The organism is Pseudomonas sp. KCJK9016, assembly GCF_046231795.1.
GTDB lineage: Bacteria > Pseudomonadota > Gammaproteobacteria > Pseudomonadales > Pseudomonadaceae > Aquipseudomonas > Aquipseudomonas bananamidigenes.
On the sequence record NZ_JBJJMM010000001.1, the window covers coordinates 266,758 to 281,996 of the forward strand.

Genomic DNA, 15,239 nt, shown 5'->3' on the forward strand with positions numbered 1-15,239 from the left:
TACCTCGTTGTGCCGTTTGAACCTGGCGCCGGTCGAACCGGCGCCAGGCCTCACTCAGAACAGAAAATACCGCTGCGCCATCGGCAGCGTTTCCGCCGGTTCGCACCAGAGCAGCACACCATCGGCCTTGACCTGGTAGGTTTGCGGATCGACGTCGATGTCCGGCAGGTAATCGTTGTGGATCAGGTCGGTTTTCTGCACATCACGGCAACCTTTGACCACGGCGATTTTTTTCTTCAGTCCCAGGGCTTCGGGCAATCCCGCTTCCTGCGCCGCCTGGCTGATGAAGGTCAGGCTGGTGGCGTGCAGCGAGCCACCATGACTGGCGAACATCGGGCGGTAGTGCACCGGTTGCGGGGTCGGGATCGAGGCGTTGGCGTCGCCCATCAGGCTCGCGGCGATGGCGCCGCCCTTGAGGATCAGCGTCGGTTTCACGCCGAAAAATGCCGGGCGCCAGAGCACCAGATCGGCCCACTTGCCGACTTCCACCGAACCCACTTCATGGCTGATGCCGTGGGTGATCGCCGGGTTGATCGTGTACTTGGCGATGTAGCGTCTGGCGCGGAAGTTATCGTTGCCTTCGCCATCCTGAGGCAACGGGCCGCGTTGCTTTTTCATCTTGTCGGCGGTCTGCCAGGTGCGTGTGATGACTTCGCCGACGCGGCCCATGGCCTGGCTGTCGGAGCTGATCATCGAGAACGCGCCGAGGTCGTGGAGGATGTCCTCGGCGGCAATGGTTTCGCGGCGGATGCGGCTTTCGGCGAACGCCACGTCTTCGGCGATGCTCGGGTCGAGGTGGTGGCAGACCATCAGCATGTCGAGGTGTTCATCGATGGTATTGCGGGTGAACGGCCGGGTCGGGTTGGTCGAACTCGGCAGCACGTTGGCGAAACCGCAGGCCTTGATGATGTCCGGCGCATGGCCGCCGCCGGCGCCTTCGGTGTGATAGGTGTGGATGGTGCGGCCCTTGAACGCGCCGAGGGTGGTTTCGACGAAGCCGGATTCGTTCAGCGTGTCGGTGTGGATCGCCACCTGCACGTCGTACTGATCGGCGACGCTCAGGCAGTTGTCGATGCTCGCCGGGGTGGTGCCCCAATCCTCGTGCAGCTTGAGGCCGATGGCGCCGGCCCTGACCTGTTCGATCAGTGGCTCCGGCAGGCTGGCGTTACCCTTGCCGGTGAGGCCAATGTTCATCGGGAATGCATCCGCCGCCTGGAGCATCCGCGCCAGGTGCCAGGGCCCGGAAGTACAGGTCGTTGCATTGGTGCCGGTGGCCGGCCCGGTACCACCGCCGATCATGGTGGTGACGCCGCTCATCAGCGCTTCTTCGATCTGCTGCGGGCAGATGAAGTGGATGTGGGTGTCGATGCCGCCGGCGGTGAGGATCATGCCTTCGCCGGCAATCACTTCGGTGCTGGCGCCAATGGCGATATTCACGCCGGGCTGCACGTCCGGGTTGCCGGCCTTGCCGATGGCGGCTATGCGCCCGTCCTTGAGGCCGACGTCGGCCTTGACGATGCCCCAGTGGTCGATGATCAGCGCGTTGGTGATCAGCGTGTCGACCACTTCGGCGGCCAGCAACTGGCTCTGGCCCTGGCCATCGCGGATCACTTTGCCGCCGCCGAATTTCACTTCTTCGCCGTAGGTGGTGAGGTCTTGTTCGACTTCGATCCACAACTCGGTGTCGGCCAGGCGCACCTTGTCGCCGACGGTGGGGCCGAACATGTCTGCGTAGGCTTGACGCGAGATCTTCATTTCAATTCCTTGCACAAATTTATTGTGGCGAGGGAGCTTGCTCCCGCCGGGCTGCGCAGCAGCCCCAAAACCGTGATTGATTTTCGTCAGATACACCGCATTTCCCGGGTTTACGAGTGCTGTGCACTCGAGCGGGAGCAAGCTCCCTCGCCACAGGAATCTTCTGGTCAGTCGAGGTCACCCATGACCCGCCCGGCAAACCCGAACACCCGCCGATGGCCGGCGTATTCCACCAGTTCCACTTCGCGGCTCTGTCCTGGCTCGAAGCGCACGGCGGTGCCCGCCGGAATGTTCAGGCGCATGCCGCGGCTGGCGGCGCGATCAAAGGTCAGGGCGTCGTTGGTTTCGAAAAAGTGATAGTGCGAGCCGACCTGGATCGGACGGTCGCCGCTGTTGGCCACTTTCAGGCTGATCGTGCGACGGCCGACGTTGAGTTCGATATCGCCGGGCTGGATCCGGTATTCGCCGGGAATCATCGGTTCGCTCCTTGCAGGACTTTGTAATAGAGGGCCGTCGGGCGATACGTGCCGTTCGGATCGCAGGCGTAGTCGGGGATCTCCCCGGCGCGGGTGTAGCCCAGGGCCTTGTAGAATTCTTCGGCCGGGGAACCGGCCTCGGTATCGAGGTAGAGCATGCCGCGGCTGTGCTGGCGGGCCGTCAATTCCAGTGCTTCCATCAGTTGCTGGCCGAGGCCGCGGCGCCGCGCCTGTTCGCGCACCAGCAGTTTCTGTACCTCGGCACGGTTCAGACCGTTGGCCTTCTGGCACAGGCTCAGTTGCACGCTGGCCTGCACCTGTTCGTCCTTGACCACCACCCACAGCAAGACGTTGCCCTTGTTCAGATTGTCCTGCACTTCATCGAAATAGGCGCGGGCCTGAGCGGCATCGAGGTCGGCCATGAAGCCGACACTGGCGCCATAGCCCACGGCGTCCAGCAGCAGGTCGATCAGGCCCTGACGATAGTGGGCAAAACTTTCAGCATTGACGCGTCGCAGTTGGGCGGAGTTCATCGGTGTCATTCCTTTTGGGCGGGCGGTGGCTCCGCGCCAGGATTGAGGGTCAGTTGCATGAAGGTCAGGTCGAGCCAGCGGCCAAACTTGGTGCCCACCTGTGGCATCTGTCCGGTGGTGATGAACCCGGCGTGTTCGTGCAGGCGGATCGACGCGGCGTTACCGCTTTCGATGGCCGCGACCATGATGTGCTTGCCACAGCTCTTCGCCCGTTCGATCAGCGCGGTCATCAACTGCGGGCCGAGACCGTTGCCGCGCTGGTCGCTGCGCACGTAGACCGAGTGTTCGACGGTGTGGCGGAAACCGTCGAACGGTCGCCAGTCACCGAACGAAGCGTAGCCGAGGGTGACGTTGTCGGCGTCGACGATCACCAGGATCGGATAACCCTGGGCCTGGCGGGCGCTGAACCACGCCTGACGGTTGCCCAGATCGACGGCGGATTCATTCCAGATCGCCGTGGTGTTGAGCACGGCGTCGTTGTAGATGTCGCGGATCGCCGGCAGGTCGGCGTGCAGGGCATCGCGAATGGTGTAAGTCATGGCGCGGCCTCAGACGATCGGTTGGTGGACGGTGACCAGTTTGGTGCCGTCGGGAAACGTCGCTTCGACCTGGATCTCCGGAATCATTTCCGGGATGCCTTCCATCACTTGATCGCGAGTCAGCAGGGTCGTGCCGTAATGCATCAGTTCGGCCACGGTCTGGCCGTCACGGGCGCCTTCGAGCAGCGCCGCCGAGATGTAGGCCATGGCTTCCGGGTAGTTGAGCTTCACGCCACGGGCCAGTCGCCGCTCGGCTACGAGGCCGGCGGTGAAGATCAGCAGCTTGTCTTTTTCGCGTGGGGTCAGGTCCATCGTTTGAAATCCATTTGGGCAGATTTGTGTGGTTCTAGTGGTGAGTGGGGTGTCAGTTGAAACCGCCCCCTCAAGTGCTCCAGATTCTCGGCGGCTGAGCTTCACGGCCAAGCAGCGCAGGCCTGAGCAATCGCCACAGATCGATCAGCCACGCCCGCGCCAGCAATGCTTCACCGGCCAGGCAACGGGCGACCAGAAGACCGGGCAATTGCGTCAGGTCCCCGCGCACTTCATGCCCCAGCGAGCGGCAGCGCTCCAGCAGTTCGGCGTCAATTTCACCAGTCACCAGCAACGTCGCAAACACCGGATGGCCATCCAGTCCGATCGGCGAATCAAGCAAGCCATCAGCGCCGACGATGCGCTGGCGCTCATGCCACAGCAACCGCCCATCGCGGCGAATATCCAGATGCGCCTGGAAATGCCCGAGGTCGAAACGCTCGCCACTGGCCGGGCGACCGAGCGCCACGACGTCCCAGTAGAACAGTCGCGCATCGCCTTCAAGCTCGATCGAGGTCGTGAGTTCCGCCTGGGCGGCGCTGTAGACGATGGTTTCCTGAGGCAGCCATTCCAGTGTCGCGCCGGCGGCAACGTGCAGGTTCAGCGATTGATAAGCGGGGCCTGCCGCGCGATACCACTTGGCTGCGCCGGGGCTGGTGATTTGTGCCCAGGCGTTTTGTTCGACGCGGGCACTGATGTTCAGCCGATCACCGCCGGCAATGCCGCCGGGCGGGTGGACGACGATGTGCTGGCAGACCTCGGGCCCTTCGGCATACAGATGCTTTTGCACCCGCAGCGGTCCGAGGTGGCGGCGACGAGTCGGGCGCGTGCAATCGCCGAAACGGGCGTAGGCCAGCTCAAGCTCGGCGTGCCAGCTCGGGGTAAACAGGGCAGTCGCTAAAGGTAGATTCATGTTTTCTGATTATCGTCAGGACGCTACAGGTTAGATCGTAACCAGCCCGCGCACACCCTCGCTTTCCATATTTTCCCCGCGACCCTGTTGCACGATCTCGCCCCGGGACATCACCAGGTACTGATCGGCCAGTTCCGCGGCGAAGTCGTAGAACTGCTCCACCAGCAGAATCGCCATATCGCCACGAGCCGCGAGCTTCCTGATCACTGCGCCGATCTCCTTGATCACCGACGGCTGGATGCCTTCGGTGGGTTCGTCGAGGATCAGCAAGCGCGGACGACTGGCCAGTGCGCGACCGATCGCCAGTTGCTGTTGTTGGCCACCGGACAGGTCGCCGCCACGTCGCTGTTTCATTTGCAGCAATACGGGGAACAGTTCGTAGATGAACGCGGGAACTTCCTTGGCTTCACTGCCGGGAAAACGGGAAAGACCCATCAACAGGTTTTCTTCCACGGTCAGTCGCCCGAAGATTTCCCGGCCCTGGGGTACGTAGGCGATGCCGGCATGTACCCTTTGATGCGGCTTGAGCGCAGTGATCGGTTTGCCTTCCCAGTTCACCACGCCTTCCCTGGCCGGCAGCAGGCCCATCAGGCATTTGAGCAGCGTGGTCTTGCCCACGCCGTTGCGCCCGAGCAGGCAGGTCACTTCACCGACCTTCACGTCAAAACTCAGGCCGCGCAGGATGTGGCTTCCGCCGTAATACTGGTGCAGTTTTTCGACTTGCAGCATGTTGGAATTCCTCTTCAGCGGCCGAGATAGACTTCGATCACGCGCTCGTTGTCCTGCACCTGTTCCAGCGACCCCTCGGCCAGCACGCTGCCCTGATGCAACACCGTGACGTGGTCGGCAATCGTGCCGACGAAGCCCATGTCGTGCTCCACCACCATCAGCGAATGCTTGCCCGCCAGCGACTTGAACAGCTCGGCGGTGAACTCGGTTTCGGCGTCGGTCATGCCTGCCACCGGTTCGTCGAGCAGCAGCAGTTGCGGGTCTTGCATCAGCAACATGCCGATTTCCAGAAACTGCTTCTGCCCGTGGGACAACAGCCCCGCCGGGCGATTGACCGAGGTGGTCAGGCCAATGGTGTCGAGCACTTCGCTGATCCGGTCCTTTTGCTCGCCGGTCAGACGTGCCCGCAGGCTGGCCCATACCGACTTGTCGGTTTTCTGCGCCAGCTCCAGGTTCTCGAACACGCTCAAGGCTTCGAACACCGTCGGCTTCTGGAACTTGCGACCGATGCCGGCCTGGGCGATCTGCACTTCGCTCATCTGCGTCAGGTCGAGGGTTTCGCCGAACCAGGCCTTGCCGTGGCTCGGGCGGGTCTTGCCGGTGATCACGTCCATCAGCGTGGTTTTGCCCGCGCCGTTGGGGCCGATGATGCAGCGCAATTCGCCGACGCCGATGTACAGGTTCAGCGCGTTCAGCGCGCGGAAGCCGTCGAAGCTGACGCTGATATCTTCCAGGGTCAGGATCGTGCCGTGACGGGTGTTCAGCCCTGGCCCGACGCGTTGGCCCAGACCGAGGGCATCACGGCTGGTGCCGGCGTCCTTGTTCGGTTCCAGCGGCGGGAAGAAGGCCGGCTCCAGCATGAATTCAGCGCTCGCCGTGACTCTCATGATTCACCTCGTTTCTTCAGCAGACCGATCACACCCCTGGGCAGGTACAACGTCACGATGATGAACAGCGCGCCGAGGAAGAACAGCCAGTATTCGGGGAAGGCCACGGTGAACCAGCTCTTCATGCCGTTGACCACGCCGGCGCCGAGCAGCGGGCCGATCAGGGTGCCGCGTCCGCCAAGGGCTACCCACACAGCGGCTTCGATGGAGTTGGTCGGCGACATTTCACCGGGGTTGATGATGCCCACTTGTGGCACGTACAGCGCACCGGCCAGACCACACAACACTGCGCTCAACACCCAGACGAACAGCTTGAAACCGCGAGGGTCGTAGCCGCAGAACATCAGGCGATTTTCCGCATCACGCAACGCGGTCAGCACCCTTCCGAATTTGCTGCGGGCCAGGCGCCAGCCGATGAGCAGACTCGCCACCAGCAACAGCACCGTCGCCAGAAACAGCACGGCGCGAGTGCCGGGTTCGGTGATGCCGAAACCGAGGATCGTGCGGAAATTGGTGAAACCGTTGTTGCCGCCGAAACCGGTCTCGTTGCGGAAAAACAGCAGCATCCCGGCGAAGGTCAAGGCCTGGGTCATGATCGAGAAATACACGCCCTTGATCCGCGAACGGAAGGCGAAAAAACCGAACACCAACGCCAGCAACCCCGGCGCCAGCACCACCAGGCACAGCGCCCAGAGAAAATTGCCGGTGCCGCTCCAGTACCACGGCAACTCGGTCCACGACAGGAAGGTCATGAACGCCGGCAAGCCATCGCCGGCGGCCTGGCGCATCAGGTACATGCCCATCGCATAACCGCCGAGGGCGAAGAACAGTCCGTGGCCCAGCGACAGCAGACCGGCATAGCCCCAGACCAGGTCCAGTGCCAGGGCGACGATGGCGTAACAGAGAATTTTGCCGACCAGCGTCAGGGTATAAGCCGAAACGTGCAGTGCATTGTCCTGCGGCAACAACGACAGCAGCGGCAGGGCAATCAGCAAGACAAGAACTACGGCGCCGACAGCGATGGAAACTTTGGGTCCGGCCTTTTGTGTGGCCGTGACTAGCAGGGGCTGGTTCATCAGTCGATCACCCGTCCTTTCAGTGCGAATAGGCCTTGCGGACGTTTCTGGATGAACAGAATGATCAGCGCGAGGATCAGGATCTTGCCGAGTACCGCACCGATCTGCGGTTCGAGAATCTTGTTGGCGATGCCCAGGCCGAACGCGGCGAACACGCTGCCGGCCAGTTGCCCGACGCCGCCGAGCACCACCACCAGGAACGAGTCGATGATGTAGCTCTGGCCGAGGTCAGGGCCGACGTTGCCGATCTGGCTCAGCGCCACGCCACCGAGCCCGGCGATACCCGAACCGAGGCCGAAGGCGAGCATGTCGACGCGACCGGTGGGCACGCCGCAGCAGGCCGCCATGTTGCGGTTCTGGGTGACGGCGCGCACGTTCAGGCCGAGGCGGGTCTTGTTCAGCAGCAGCCAGGTCAGCGCCACCACAAACAGCGCGAAGGCGATGATCACGATGCGGTTGTACGGCAGCACCAGATTCGGCAGCACTTGAATCCCGCCGGACAGCCATGCCGGGTTCGCGACTTCCACGTTCTGCGCACCGAACACCAGACGCACCAGTTGAATCAGCATCAGGCTGATGCCCCAGGTGGCGAGCAGGGTTTCCAGCGGCCGGCCGTAGAGGTGACGAATCACCGTGCGCTCCAGGGCCATGCCGATGGCGGCGGTGACGAAGAACGCCACCGGCAGCGCGATCAGTGGATAAAACTCGATGGCCTGCGGTGCGTAGCGTTGGAACATCAACTGCACGACGTAGGTCGAGTAGGCACCGAGCATCAGCATCTCGCCGTGGGCCATGTTGATCACACCCAGCAGGCCGAAAGTGATCGCCAGACCCAGCGCCGCCAACAGAAGAATCGAGCCGAGGGACATGCCGCTGAAGGCCTGACCGAGCAGTTCGCCAACCAGCAGTTTGCGTTTGACCTGAGCGAGACTGGTTTCGGCAGCGGTGCGAACGTTGGTGTCGGTTTCGACGCCGGGTTCGAGCAAGCCTTCAAGACGGGTGCGGGCCAACGGGTCGCCGGTTTCGCCGAGCAGACGCACGGCCGCGAGGCGCACCGCCGGGTCCGTGTCGACCAGTTGCAGGTTGGCCAGCGCCAGGCTCAGGGCGGCATGGACGCTTTCGTCTGTTTCGCCAGCCAGTTGCCGGTCGAGGAATTTCAGTTGTGCCGGTTTGGCGCTTTTCTGCAATTGCTGCGCGGCGGTCAGACGGGTTTTGGCGTCGGCGGCGAGCAATTGGTGGCTGGCCAGCGCGGTGTCGATCAGCCCCCGCAGGCGGTTGTTCAGGCGCAGGGTCTTGGGTTGGCCGTCGAGGGTCAGTTCGCCTTGTTGCAGGGCGTTGATCAGTTCGACACGCCCCGGATCGGGCTGCGCGGCCCAGGCTTCCAGCAGTTTTGCCTGTTGCATGGGGTTGGCGGCGACGAAGTCTTCGGCGTCGCTGGCGTGGACGGCCATCGGCAGCAGCAGTGCGATGGCCAGGATCAAGCGATAAAGGGCAGTGGGCATAGGGAGGCGCCTTGCTCGGACTATTGTGGGAGCGAGCCTGCTCGCGATAGCGGTGGTTCAATCACAGTGATGTTGAATGTGCTGCCGTCATCGCGAGCAGGTCGAAGCGTCGAACCGTCGCTCCCACAGGGATTTGTACCCGCCTCAAGTATCGAGGCGGGCATCCAATGGCTCAGTTGCTCTTGACCGCATACTCCGGCTTCTTGTCGTTACCCGGAATGAACGGGCTCCACGGCTGCGCACGGATCGGACCTTCGGTCTGCCACACCACGTTGAACTGACCGTCGTTCTGGATCTCGCCGATCATCACCGGTTTGTGCAGGTGATGATTGGTCTTGTCCATGGTCAGGGTGTAGCCGGACGGCGCAGCGAAAGTCTGGCCGGCAAGGGCTTCGCGAACCTTGTCGACGTCGGTGGATTTGGCTTTCTCCACCGCTTGCGCCCACATATGGATGCCGACGTAAGTGGCTTCCATCGGGTCGTTGGTCACCGCTTTGTCGGCGCCCGGCAGGTTGTGTTTCTTCGCGTAGGCTTTCCAGTCAGCGACGAACTTCTTGTTCACCGGGTTCTCCACCGACTCGAAGTAGTTCCACGCCGCGAGGTTGCCTACCAGCGGTTTGGTGTCGATGCCACGCAGTTCTTCCTCGCCCACCGAGAACGCCACCACCGGTACGTCGGTGGCCTTCAGCCCCTGGTTGGCCAGCTCTTTGTAGAACGGCACGTTGGAGTCGCCATTCACGGTGGAGATCACGGCAGTCTTGCCGCCGGCGGAAAACTTTTTGATGTTGGCGACGATGGTTTGATAGTCGCTGTGGCCGAACGGGGTGTAGACCTCTTCGATGTCTTTGTCCGCTACGCCTTTGGAATGCAGGAACGATCGCAGGATCTTGTTGGTGGTGCGCGGGTAGACGTAGTCGGTGCCGAGCAGGAAGAAGCGTTTGGCGCCGCCACCTTCTTCGCTCATCAGGTATTCAACCGCCGGGATCGCCTGCTGGTTCGGCGCGGCGCCGGTGTAGAACACGTTCGGCGACATTTCTTCGCCTTCGTACTGCACCGGGTAGAACAGCAGACCGTTGAGCTCCTCGAACACCGGCAGCACCGATTTGCGCGACACCGAGGTCCAGCACCCGAACACCACCGCCACCTTGTCCTGGGTCAGCAACTGCCGGCCCTTCTCCGCGAACAGCGGCCAGTTCGATGCCGGATCGACCACCACCGGCTCCAGCATCTTGCCGTTCACCCCGCCCTTGGCGTTGATCTCGTCGATGGTCATCAACGCCATGTCCTTGAGCGAGGTTTCGGAGATCGCCATGGTGCCGGACAACGAATGCAGAATCCCGACCTTGATGGTCTCGGCGGCCTGTACCGTCCAGGTCATGCCCATCGCGGCAATGGATGCCGTGAGTGTGAAAGCCTTGATCAAACTGCGACGCTTCATTGTGCGATCTCCACGAACGTTGAGTTTTTATGGTTGGCAGATGCGAACGACTGAAGGGTGTTTTGCAAGGGCTGTGCCCAAGACTGCAAGGGCTGTGTTCCGGGGAGGGAACGGACTTGCGACGAAAGACTTTGCACCATGGTGGCGCTGGAACTGCAGGTGGGTGCGCGACGTGCGCCGATGTGGTGCCTGCCCGGTGCCCGTCACGGATGCATCGGCCACAAAGTGCTCAATGAACCCATTACACCACCGGATACACACGCGATAACTATGTACTTCTGACCCTCCCGAGCCTCTGGGCAGACTCATTCGATTGCAGTCCCGATTTTATCTAACAGGATGTTGATCATGAATGACGTGTCAAGCCGCGATACACGTGCCGCGGTACCTCCTCAGAAGGCGAGATTGCCGAAACTCAGTCCAATATTTCTGACTGAGGAAGATGCTGCGTACTGGGTTCACAATCAGATCCCGCGTGGCGCTGACCGGGAGTACGGAAGTGTGATCCTGCGACTGCCCGAGGGAGAATTCGCCGCCAGCAAACCTCTGCCCGGGGAGGTGAACCGCTTCGATTTCAGAACCATCATCGACGTCGATTCGAAAGGCAACTATGTCCATCCCCGGGACTACACCTGCGTTGCCAACGTGCATTCGCATCCTCCGGCGTACGACATGGTGCGCAAGGCCAATCCGGGTCAGGACGAAGCTTCGGTCAGGTTGTTCCTCAATTTCTTTTCGGACCTGGATTTCATTGCTGACGTGTCGGAACGCACTTTTTTTGGCAGTGCTTACCTTTCGGGGCCGGACGGCTCGCTGCTCAAGTATTCGCCCAGCGGCTCGCCGGATGAGCTCAGCTACTACCAATGGCTTCGGGCCGGAGCACCACCGGGCCATCCTGCCGGGGCGTTCGGGGTCGAAAACATTGTCAGGAAGGTGGCTTCGGTCGGAGAGCTCAAGGTTATTGTTTCGAATGCGGACTGGGGCGGATCCGTCGGCAAGGTTCCGTCGAACTGGCAGCAAGGCAAAGCCTTCGGCGCAGGCCGGATTACCGAATTACCGCTCATGACCCGAGTGTGCGGCAGTGCTGAACGGGCGGTACTTGCCGCGCTTAAAAACGGTGGTTCCCACACGGCGGGACTGGTGTTGAAAAAACAGTCGACGAATGATTACGTTGCGACATTGGCACGTCCCTTCGCAGAGGAACCCTGGAACCCGGCGCGCTTTTTTCCAGCTCAAGACAACCATGCACTCAGGATGCCGCCCGACTGCGCGCTGGAGGGGTTTTACTACGCCTCCCGGCCGGACCCTTCGCAGTTTTCCCGTCACCAGCCATGGCTGTACGAGAATTTTTTCACTCCGCCAGAGATGGCGCTCGCCATCGTCTGGCATGCGCGCAGCAAACACCTCGGTGAAAAGGGCAGATCGTTGTCGTTGTATATGCAGGCCAGGGATGCATCGCTGTTGAAGTACGGTTTCAGCGACTCGGACTCCGAAAGGGGCATGGGCCTGGTGAATCGTGACGGCACCATCCGTGATGGTGGCGAACAGGGCCTGTTGCGGGCAGGGAGGCTGAAGCCGCAAGCGTACGTTTTGATGCTGGCGCGTATCGGACGACTGGAAGTGTTGCGAGGAAGTCTACTTTGGGGACGTATAGGCACCGTGGGTTCCGACTGGGTTCCTTTTGCCGGTTTTGCATGGCCGACGCTCGGACGGGCGTTTCTCTCTGCAGACGATGCCGCACGTCATGTACACGCGAAAATTGGCGAGCGCCGTGACCGTCAATATGCGGGCTATATTTTTCAGAGCAATGACCAGCGTTTTTACGCGACAGAGCCAGTGGAGGGCGCAATAGCGGCTCTGAGCCAAGGCATGTTTTATCCCAGGGACAACGCGGGGCGTCCGATATTTCCGGACGATCATGTCTTGCAGGCGCACTATGTTTCTCATCTGGCGGTATCGACGCTGGATCCTTCGATGGTGCAACGGTTGAAGTGGACTCGCCTGGACGCGATATTGAGCCTGCACATGTTCAGCGTCGAAGAGATGAGGCAGGCGCTGCTGGACGAAATTCCGCTCTACATGTCCGGTGCCCAGCGTGTCCTTCTGCGCTTCGAGGCCTCCGAGACCGCCATGGCGCGCAAGCTTGCCTTGCGATTGGGCTCGGAAAAACATCCCGGCCCGTTGGTAACCGAATTGCAAACCGGAACGCTGTCGCCTGTCGGCTTTATTCGGGAGCAGGCGGCGGCTGGTCGACTGACGGTCGTATTGAACAGTGAGCTCTGGGGAGCGCGCGCAACGGTGACTCCAGACTGGTCGCCGGGGACTTCGCCCCAAGTCTGGAAGCGACCCGAGCAGGTGGCATTCGGGGCCGTGTTCTCCTCGTCGGACGAGGCCGCGGACGATCAATATACCCGTGACGTTCGGCTGCATGATCAGGAAAAAGCCTGGTTCGGTTTTATCCTGAAGCACAAGGAGCGCGAAGAGTATGTCGCCACTGAACTGGTACCGATTGGTGATGCAAGGAACGATGTGTTTCAGCCGCAGAGTCTGTTCGGCGTCACCAGGATGCCGCCCTGGTATCAATACCCGGAAGGTTTTCGCAGGCATGCTTTTTTTTACTCGCGCCAACGCCTGAAGCATCCTGTGAACAGTTCGGGAACCTGGTTGTCGTCCTACTTCATTCCGCCCGACGATCTCTTCATTGCGGTGTACTACTCGCGGCGGCGGTCGGTCACTGAATCGGCCGAGTCGATTCCGTTGTACATCTCCACGCAGGACGGGGCCTTGCTGAAGTTCGACAATCGCAAGGGCAATGCGTTGTTCGACAACGACATACCCCATATGGGGCTGGAGGAGTTCAAGAGAAACCTGGCCAGTGGAAAGCTGTCACCCGAGGAGTTCGTCCGGGTGGTGGCCCGACATGGAGGGCTGACGGTCATGCGCACAAGCCTCTGCTGGGACAGGCCCTGGCCGGTCGATCCTGATTGGCGTGCCGGCATGAATCTGCAACGGCGCTGGCTCGGGCCGGCGTTCCAGTCCCCGGATGATGCTGTGGAGTCGGTCCGCGCCAGGCTGACCGGCAACGCCGATCAACTCTTCGGTGGGGTGCTGCTCAGACGTGCGGATGGCCTGTATCTGGCGACCGATCCTGTCGAGGTGCCTCAGGAAGACTTCGACGTTCAACTGATCTTTCCTGATGAAAGCCTTGGCTCTGCGCAGTTTCCTGAGGGTTGTCTGGTTGTGGCGCGTTACCGCACACGGAGAGTGACGGGATTGCCGCTGGTGCTAACCGAAATACAGAAAGAGACTTACCTCAACATGTTGTCGGTGGACACCCTTTACTCGGCAATGACCCGTCCTGGCAATCATGCCGCGATCAGCGAGTACCTGTTTGCGCCGGACGGCTCGCTCATTCGTTACGACGTCGGTGTCCTGCGTCGCTTGCGCGCTGATCTTGCAAACGCCCTGCACGACTTCAAAGGCCTGCCTGATGATCTGGATGGCAGAAAAATAAAACAGCAAATATACAGCGGTGCATTGCTGCCCGGTGCATGGGTCGACGCCCTTGCCCGTTCAGGTTATCTGCAGGTGGTAACGGGGAGTCGCTTCTGGGGCGAAAGAGGCGCGCTCAGTGGCTGGGCGCCTTATCCGCCGTCAGTGCTCCCTTCGGTGTTCGATTATCACAGGCCACGAGCGGCCACTCCGTGCAGTCCCATGTTCATCCAGCCGGACGGGGTGGCACGTCATGTCAACGCGGGACCGCGCAGCACCTCGTTTGTGACCTTCGGTTTCATTCTGACGAACACCCGCGCAGGTCTCTATTTCGGCAGCATGCCAGTGTCGCTCGAACGGACGAAAATGGCTCTTGACAGTGTCTTTCCGCAAGGCGTCTTACCCTCAAGCTCTACCGTGCATGGCCTTTACTTGCGCTCCGCACAGGTCACCGCAGGGGCGAGGGATGACGATCCGAGGCACTTCATGCCCCCACCGACGTTCGTTCAGCAGGTATGCGCTGCGGCCTACACCCCGCAAGGCTACAAGTTGGTTTACTTGTCCTGTGCCGATGGGGCGTTGTTGCGATTCGAGATGGCGGCGTTCGAGCCTGGCGAGTTCCTTGATCGATATGGGCAGATCGAACTGAGGCCCAACCAGTTTGCGTCTGTTGAGCGTGCACAAATCGATGAAGTGGAATACGAGCGCGGCAGAATCGACCTGGAGGCTTACATTCTGCGCATGGCGCGGGCCGGCACACTTGCGGTCATCCTGACCAGTGATTATTGGTCACGGCCGGGCGTGGTGGACGAAAGCTGGCAACCGCGAACCGCAAGTCTTCCCCGGCATTCGCCGTGGGCCGCTGACCAAAGGCCGGTACTGGGGCCCGTTTTCCATCATGCCGATGACGCCGCACGCTACGCACAGCTACGAGCGGGCAGTGGGTATCATCTGGACAACGGATACGAGAGTGCGATTCTCGAGCGAACACCCTCGCTGTTCGATACGACACCCCGATTCGTTGCGCTTGAACCGTTACCGCGTTCTGCGAAGGGCGAAAGTCCAGTGGAGTGGATCTTCCGCACGGCGAAGGATCCGGCGGCAACGCGCGTCAAAGCGCCGCCTCTCTATCCCGAGGGTTACACCCTGGTGGCGAGTCATCAGTTGCACTTGTCCGGTAACACGACGTTCGGTCCGGACACTGAACAGGTCTACGCCAATTTCGCATCGCCTGCCGAGATTCATGCACACACGCATGAGCTTAAAGGAAAGGGGTTCAAGATCAGGGATTACTACTACTCGACACCGCATGGTGTGCTGATCCGATATACCCCTGCCTATACCCAGGCTGAAAAAGACTTGCTGTTGTTCAGTCAGCCGAAGTTCACGGGGGCGAAGTGGGAGACCGGGCTCTCGCCGGCAGAAATCATTTCGAGGCTCATTGAACTGAGCGATTTCAGGGTGCTGATACCCGGTCATTACTGGAGGCAAACCGGACGTATGGGCACCCGATGGCGCGAACGTCGGCAACAGCCTGCTGCTGTGGGTATTGTTCGCAATCGAGAGGAACTGTAATTGCACAGCTGAATG

General features: G+C 61.1%; 12 protein-coding genes. 1 reads left to right on the forward strand and 11 read right to left on the reverse strand.

Going from position 1 to position 15,239, the window contains the following annotated elements:
* Positions 1-54 precede the first annotated feature (54 nt).
* The 11 genes from ureC to urtA all read right to left on the reverse strand — a co-directional run bounded on the left by ureC (position 55) and on the right by urtA (position 10,157).
* Entirely contained in the window at positions 55-1,755 is a 1,701-nt protein-coding gene (gene ureC, locus ACK6BI_RS01120; RefSeq protein WP_409315668.1) for an urease subunit alpha, read from the reverse strand.
* Positions 1,756-1,922: 167 nt separating this feature from the next.
* Entirely contained in the window at positions 1,923-2,231 is a 309-nt protein-coding gene (locus ACK6BI_RS01125) for an urease subunit beta (protein ID WP_065258826.1), read from the reverse strand.
* Positions 2,228-2,764: a GNAT family N-acetyltransferase gene (locus ACK6BI_RS01130; RefSeq protein ID WP_409315669.1), complete on the reverse strand. Its 537-nt coding sequence runs from the start codon at positions 2,762-2,764 to the stop codon at positions 2,228-2,230. The genes ACK6BI_RS01125 and ACK6BI_RS01130 overlap by 4 nt, the downstream gene beginning before the upstream one ends.
* Before the next feature lie 5 nt (positions 2,765-2,769).
* Complete coding sequence (locus ACK6BI_RS01135) at positions 2,770-3,303, reverse strand: GNAT family N-acetyltransferase (RefSeq protein WP_409315670.1); 534 nt, start codon at positions 3,301-3,303, stop codon at positions 2,770-2,772.
* Positions 3,304-3,312: 9 nt separating this feature from the next.
* On the reverse strand, positions 3,313-3,615 hold the full coding sequence (gene ureA, locus ACK6BI_RS01140) for an urease subunit gamma (RefSeq protein ID WP_039766748.1): 303 nt from the start codon (positions 3,613-3,615) through the stop codon (positions 3,313-3,315).
* A 70-nt stretch (positions 3,616-3,685) separates the two neighbouring features.
* A complete protein-coding gene (locus ACK6BI_RS01145) occupies positions 3,686-4,525 on the reverse strand; it encodes an urease accessory protein UreD (protein ID WP_409315671.1) in 840 nt (279 codons plus the stop codon).
* 30 nt (positions 4,526-4,555) lie between these two features.
* Complete coding sequence (gene urtE / locus ACK6BI_RS01150; protein ID WP_409315672.1) at positions 4,556-5,254, reverse strand: urea ABC transporter ATP-binding subunit UrtE; 699 nt, start codon at positions 5,252-5,254, stop codon at positions 4,556-4,558.
* A 14-nt stretch (positions 5,255-5,268) separates the two neighbouring features.
* Positions 5,269-6,141: an urea ABC transporter ATP-binding protein UrtD gene (gene urtD, locus ACK6BI_RS01155; RefSeq protein ID WP_409315673.1), complete on the reverse strand. Its 873-nt coding sequence runs from the start codon at positions 6,139-6,141 to the stop codon at positions 5,269-5,271.
* A complete protein-coding gene (gene urtC / locus ACK6BI_RS01160) occupies positions 6,138-7,217 on the reverse strand; it encodes an urea ABC transporter permease subunit UrtC (RefSeq protein ID WP_409315674.1) in 1,080 nt (359 codons plus the stop codon). The genes urtD and urtC overlap by 4 nt, the downstream gene beginning before the upstream one ends.
* Positions 7,217-8,719, reverse strand: a complete 1,503-nt coding sequence (gene urtB / locus ACK6BI_RS01165) for an urea ABC transporter permease subunit UrtB (protein ID WP_409315675.1) — start codon at positions 8,717-8,719, stop codon at positions 7,217-7,219. The genes urtC and urtB overlap by 1 nt, the downstream gene beginning before the upstream one ends.
* A 172-nt stretch (positions 8,720-8,891) precedes the next feature.
* Complete coding sequence (gene urtA, locus ACK6BI_RS01170; protein ID WP_409315676.1) at positions 8,892-10,157, reverse strand: urea ABC transporter substrate-binding protein; 1,266 nt, start codon at positions 10,155-10,157, stop codon at positions 8,892-8,894.
* Positions 10,158-10,505: 348 nt separating this feature from the next.
* Here urtA and ACK6BI_RS01175 point away from each other — a divergent pair, with 348 nt between their 5' ends.
* Positions 10,506-15,224: a DUF4329 domain-containing protein gene (locus tag ACK6BI_RS01175; RefSeq protein WP_409315677.1), complete on the forward strand. Its 4,719-nt coding sequence runs from the start codon at positions 10,506-10,508 to the stop codon at positions 15,222-15,224.
* Positions 15,225-15,239 lie beyond the last annotated feature (15 nt).